This is a genomic window from uncultured Veillonella sp. (genome assembly GCF_905209685.1).
GTDB lineage: Bacteria > Bacillota > Negativicutes > Veillonellales > Veillonellaceae > Veillonella.
Map to the genome: position 1 here is coordinate 1 of NZ_CAJLUB010000125.1, position 5,228 is coordinate 5,228.

6 protein-coding genes are annotated in these 5,228 nt (G+C 39.4%); all 6 read left to right on the forward strand.

All coding sequences use genetic code 11. From position 1 onward, the window contains the following. The first annotated feature begins 224 nt into the window (after positions 1-224). The 6 genes from QZ055_RS08000 to mreD all read left to right on the forward strand — a co-directional run bounded on the left by QZ055_RS08000 (position 225) and on the right by mreD (position 5,166). Positions 225-848 (forward strand): hypothetical protein, encoded by a 624-nt coding sequence (locus tag QZ055_RS08000; protein ID WP_105089433.1) that lies wholly within the window; start codon positions 225-227, stop codon positions 846-848. A gap of 114 nt (positions 849-962) precedes the next feature. Continuing rightward, on the forward strand, positions 963-1,529 hold the full coding sequence (locus tag QZ055_RS08005; RefSeq protein WP_295825891.1) for a nucleoside triphosphate pyrophosphatase: 567 nt from the start codon (positions 963-965) through the stop codon (positions 1,527-1,529). 167 nt (positions 1,530-1,696) lie between these two features. Further along, the gene (radC, locus tag QZ055_RS08010; RefSeq protein ID WP_295825895.1) at positions 1,697-2,395 is read left to right on the forward strand and encodes a DNA repair protein RadC; all 699 of its coding nucleotides are present in this window, start codon (positions 1,697-1,699) and stop codon (positions 2,393-2,395) included. Positions 2,396-2,721: 326 nt separating this feature from the next. Further along, a complete protein-coding gene (locus QZ055_RS08015; RefSeq protein WP_105089431.1) occupies positions 2,722-3,759 on the forward strand; it encodes a rod shape-determining protein in 1,038 nt (345 codons plus the stop codon). A gap of 1 nt (position 3,760) precedes the next feature. Then, on the forward strand, positions 3,761-4,678 hold the full coding sequence (gene mreC, locus QZ055_RS08020) for a rod shape-determining protein MreC (RefSeq protein WP_105089430.1): 918 nt from the start codon (positions 3,761-3,763) through the stop codon (positions 4,676-4,678). Then, a complete protein-coding gene (gene mreD / locus QZ055_RS08025; protein ID WP_105085900.1) occupies positions 4,675-5,166 on the forward strand; it encodes a rod shape-determining protein MreD in 492 nt (163 codons plus the stop codon). Before mreC ends, mreD begins: the two co-directional genes overlap by 4 nt. Positions 5,167-5,228: the final 62 nt, after the last annotated feature.

Here is a 5,228-nt window from a genome sequence, read left to right on the forward strand (position 1 = left end):
CGTAATCCCTACAAACGAAGAAATCATGATTGCTCGCGATACTCAACGTATTACAGCATCCTTGAAAAAATAATATAGTTCGTATCTGAACTAGGTGACTAATAGAGTCATAAAACCCCGTCTATATCTTAGGTATAGACGGGGTTTTTGTAGTTTTTATACCTAGAATACCTTATAATAGAATGTATAGTTATAAAGTAGTAGTTCTTTTAAAGGGGTAACACATGACAGTATTATATGAAGAAAAATCTCAACGTGCTAAAAGTGCAGAGTGGTTAGTATTATGTTTTGTCATTCTATTATTATGCGGTGTAGCATACACTACATATCGTAGCATTAATTTACATACTGTGCTAATAGCTGAATACTTTATTGAAATTATGGCCATAATCGTAATTGTGAAACAGGCGGTTAGCCGATATACCTATATTTTGACAGATACAAAGTTGGTCATTGAAGAATCTTCTATCTTTAGAAAACGCCATTTTGAAGTAGATTACGATATGATTGATGGGGTGTTTAAGTTTGAACGTGAATTATTGACGAATATTAAATATCGATATAAATACAGAAAATGTTCTACATCTGATCCACGTCCTATATGGTCTCTAGTGTATGCGATTGTAAAGGGTGATAAGGTCCAAAATGGTCGCCTTTTACTGAAAGCAGATGATAAATTCTTTGAAATCTTAGAAGAACATGTACCAGGGCGTATCCGTGTGCCGCAAGCAGACATTGTATTCTATGCTGCAGTGCGTGCTGATGCGGTAAAACACGGAGAAGATGTACAAGAGTACTATAAAAAGTTAACTACTCCTGAAAAGGATGGCCCAGATATTACTGTTTAGTTTACAAATATTCTGATTTATATTTTGTGATCTATATTTTCTGAGCTATGTTAGTTAGTCTTATTAATAAAATAGTTAAATTAACTAAAATTCTTATACCGTAAAGGAGTGCAAATGGCTGGATTATATTTGGCGAGCCAATCACCGCGAAGAACAGAATTATTAACACAAGTTGGCATTGATCATATTGTCGTGTCGAGCGCTTATGAAGAGGCTAATACTGGATATAATAATCCCATTGAAATGGTAAAAGCACAGGCTTTAGGTAAAGCTCGCGCTGCTGTAGATGTCCCTGAAGGTAGTATTGTTCTAGGCGCTGATACGATTGTCGTGCTAGATAATCAAGTGTTAGGCAAACCTCATGATGCGGCTGAGGCCCGTCACATGCTAGAACGTTTATCAGGCCAAGTTCATTCTGTTGTTACGGGAGTAGCTTTACTCATTAAAAATCAGGAAATAGTTTTTCATAATGAAACAAAGGTATATTTTAAAAAGTTAGCTCCTTTTGAAATTGAATCCTATATCGGTAGTGGTGAGCCTATGGATAAGGCTGGCGCCTATGGTATACAAGGTAAAGGCGCTTTATGGGTAGAGAAGATTGAAGGATCTTATACCAATGTGGTTGGCTTGCCTGTAGAGCATGTGTATGATGAACTATGTAAGGCATTAGGTGCTAAATAATACTATCGCTTTATAGTGATAGTGTTATAATTGGCTGTGCTGTGCTGTGCTGTGCTGTGCTGTGCTGTGCTGTGCTGTGCTGTGCTGTGCGCTATTGATATAGTAAGAGAGTAGATGTGTGTAGTTAGATTTACAAATGGTGTTATCTATTTGAATGGAGAGATTCTATGGAAGTACCAACAGTAAGTGTAAAAGACATGTTACCATTTCAGCGTCCCCGTGAAAAATTTCTTGCTTTAGGACCATCCCATATGGCGATGGAGGAATTGCTAGCTATTTTATTGCGTACTGGGGTGAAAGGTCAGTCTGCCATATCGCTAGCGAGTGATATCGTACAGTCCTATGATGATGGGGCGTACGGTCTTAATAGAATGACCGTTGAAGAGCTTATAAAAATTAAGGGAATTGGCACAGATAAAGCGGTAACTTTGTGTGCGGCTCTTGAGATGGGGCGACGATTAGGGGAACTAAAAATTAAGGCAACATACGAAGATTTTTCTCAACCTTTTGTCATTGCTCAATATGTAATGGAGCGCCTGCGACACGAAGAGGTGGAGCATGTATGGGCAGCTATGTTGACGTCTCGAAATAAGTTGATTCAGTTAGAACATATTTCGAATGGAGGTTTAGTATCTAGCCTCGTAGAGCAGCGAGCTGTTTTTAAGAAGGCCATAGCTTGTAATGCGGCAGCCATTATCTTAATACATAATCATCCATCTGGCGATAGCCGGCCTAGTGATGAAGATATACGACTAACCAAGTTATTTGTCAGTGCAGGTCAGTTCATGGGGATACCTGTGTTAGATCATATCGTCATTGGTGATAATGAATTCACTAGCCTTAGTGAAATCGGTAAACTCAGTTAAGTTATCCTTATATGATAAGTTTTAAAATGTATAATAATGGCTTTATAGTTTGTTGTATCAGTAAATAAGCACTCATAATGATGCGTTCTTTATTATGTCTAGTAAATAGAGAATGCATCATGATATGGGTGCTTTTTCTATTTTGTTCGACCTATAGGTAGCTTTGTAATGTATTACTTATGAGTGTGTAAATTATGTATGACTTAAGGGTACTTGAATTATGCATTTTCTGTGCTTTTAACAATGGTAAAAGCCTTGATATTAATAGAAAAAGTCGCATTATATGTGGTAAAATGGAATGATGATGTAATGAAGGAGATTTTACTATGAGTTCCATTTTACCTACTCTAGGAAAAGATGTAAGTATAGATATTGGGTCCATACAGACGCGCCTCATGGGGGGGACGCGAGGAACCGTTATAAGTGAGCCATCTATTATAGCCACTGATACGAAACAAGAAAAAGTAGTAGCCGTTGGGGATGAAGCGGCTCGCCTTGTATTGCGTATGCCAGATATGTGGCGACCTTTGACACCGTTGAAAGATGGCTTTATTGTGGATTATCGTGTTATGCATACGATGCTTAACTATTTTCTGAATAAGGTATCTAATGCATTGCGTCGTGCTCGAGTTCTTGTTGGTGTTCCATGCGGGATGACTGATGTTGAGCAAAGAGCGATGATGGATGCTGTTATTCAGGCGGGAGCCCGCGAAGTATTTCTTATTGAACGTCCTGTGGCTGCAGCTATTGGTTGCGGTGCACCTATCTTTGAAGCTCGTGGATCCATGGTCATTGATATTGGTGGTGGTACCGTAGATATGGGTATTGTTTCATTGGGCGGTATTGTAGATAGCAAAACTATACGCTTTGGTGGTTCAGATATTAACAATGCGTTGCTACGCTATGTACGCGAGTGTTTTGGTGTTATCGTTTCTGATGAAATTATAGAGGATATTAAACATACCGTAGGTACTGCTATGGCACCACTAGAAGATGCGGAATATGCCTTTCAAGGCCGTGATATGATGAATGGTTTAGGTAGACGTTGTGTCATTCATCAGTCTGAAGTATACCAAGTAGTTAATGACTGTATCGGAGGACTTTTGGATGAATTAAAACAAATGATTCGTTCCGCTGAACCTGAAATTGTAGCCGATATTATGCAATATGGAATCTACCTCACTGGTGGTACAGCGCAATTATCTGGCCTGGCAGAGCGTATTGGAGGCGAGTTAGGTGTGCCTGTACACGTTCCGGACGCACCGGAGACGAAAGTTGTTGTGGGCCTTAATGGGGCTTCATCGGACTTAGTGAGTTTATCGAGATTTATTGTAAATTCTAAAAATAGAAAGGGCCAAGACTAATATGATACAGTCAGATAAAAAGTTAATTATCGTCGTTGTCATTAGCTGTATCCTATTGGCTTTGCTCGGATTTGCATGGAAACAACGAACTAGTATTCCTTTTGTTACTGTTACTCTTGAAGGCATTACAACACCATTTGCTTATGGCTCTGCTCGTTTACTTGATGGTGTGCAAACAGGTTTCACAGTGCTTAATAATGCTATTTCTGCAACTATTGAAAGTGATGAGGAAGCATCTCGTAAAGCTGCCTTAGAACAAAAGGTAGTTAACTATGATGAGGTAGTGGCAGAAAATATTCGACTTCGCCAGCTTCTTAACTATAAGAGTAGTCATCCAGAATTTTCCATGACATTGGCTGGTATTATTACAAAGGATTACGGTACATGGACAAATACTTTTACTATCGATAAGGGGAGTGAAGATGGGATGGCCGTTAATATGGCTGTCGTTGTACCAAGTGGGGTAGTTGGTTTTATTACCGATGTGTATCCTCATTCCTCTCGTGTGCAAACCATTCTTGACCCGCGTAGTGCAATCGGTGTTATCGTACAGCGTCCTGAATCCCGTTTATCTGGTGTTGTAAAGGGGGATGGAGATTCACCTCGTACACCATCAATGGTAAATATTGCCCGTGATGGCGATGTATTAGTAGGGGATAAATTAATAACCTCTGGGTACGGTGGTATCTATCCAAAAGGATTACCTGTTGGCAATGTACAGTCTATCGAAAATGATACAGAAGGCTTTGTTAAGAATGCCGTTATCACACCTAGTGTAGACTTTTACCGTTTGGAAGAGGTGTTTGTTCTTACATCATCTTCTGTTAGTGCACCACAAAAACCAGGGCTTGAGCCTAAGCTTGTACCTCAAACACAACGAGATCAAGTAGAAGGGGCAAAGGGGGCCGTTAAACCATGACGCGTCTAGCTTTAGTCCTCTGTGGATTCTTAATTTATTTTATACAGGCTCAATTATTGCCTGCTATTTTTCATACGAATTGGTTACCCAATTTAATCTTGACCATCATTGTTATGGTTACTCTTTTTAAAGGGCGTCGTATGGGAATAATGGCCGCTGTTATAGGTGGTATCGTCCATGATGTATTGATATCTAATTTCTTTGGGCTCCATTTATTCCCTTACGTTCTTGTGGTTTATCTATTATCCGCTGTAAAACATAGACTCTATGAAGAACGTTGGTATTGGTCTAGTGCTATTGTAGCGATATGTACCTTGCTAGATGGTTTTATCCGTAGCCTTATGATCTTGGCTAGTGGTGGGGATTTGCATATTGGCTTATATATGTGGCATATGGTTATACCTGTACTGTTTTGGAACGGCGTATTGGCCGCCATCGTACATGGCTTGTTGTGGCGTAAGGATGAACAACAAGATTATATTTGGTAATAATTTGGTAAGGGGGTGAAAGAGTGCTTGAAGGCCTCTATAAACGAAGAAAAACGAGTCGC

What these genes read in the sequence shown, in the direction of transcription:
- mreC (WP_105089430.1), top strand. Translation starts at nt 3,761, where the DNA reads ATGATACAGTCAGATAAAAAGTTAATTATCGTCGTTGTCATTAGCTGT.
- QZ055_RS08005 (WP_295825891.1), top strand. Translation starts at nt 963, where the DNA reads ATGGCTGGATTATATTTGGCGAGCCAATCACCGCGAAGAACAGAATTA.
- QZ055_RS08015 (WP_105089431.1), top strand. Translation starts at nt 2,722, where the DNA reads ATGAGTTCCATTTTACCTACTCTAGGAAAAGATGTAAGTATAGATATT.
- radC (WP_295825895.1), top strand. Translation starts at nt 1,697, where the DNA reads ATGGAAGTACCAACAGTAAGTGTAAAAGACATGTTACCATTTCAGCGT.
- mreD (WP_105085900.1), top strand. Translation starts at nt 4,675, where the DNA reads ATGACGCGTCTAGCTTTAGTCCTCTGTGGATTCTTAATTTATTTTATA.
- QZ055_RS08000 (WP_105089433.1), top strand. Translation starts at nt 225, where the DNA reads ATGACAGTATTATATGAAGAAAAATCTCAACGTGCTAAAAGTGCAGAG.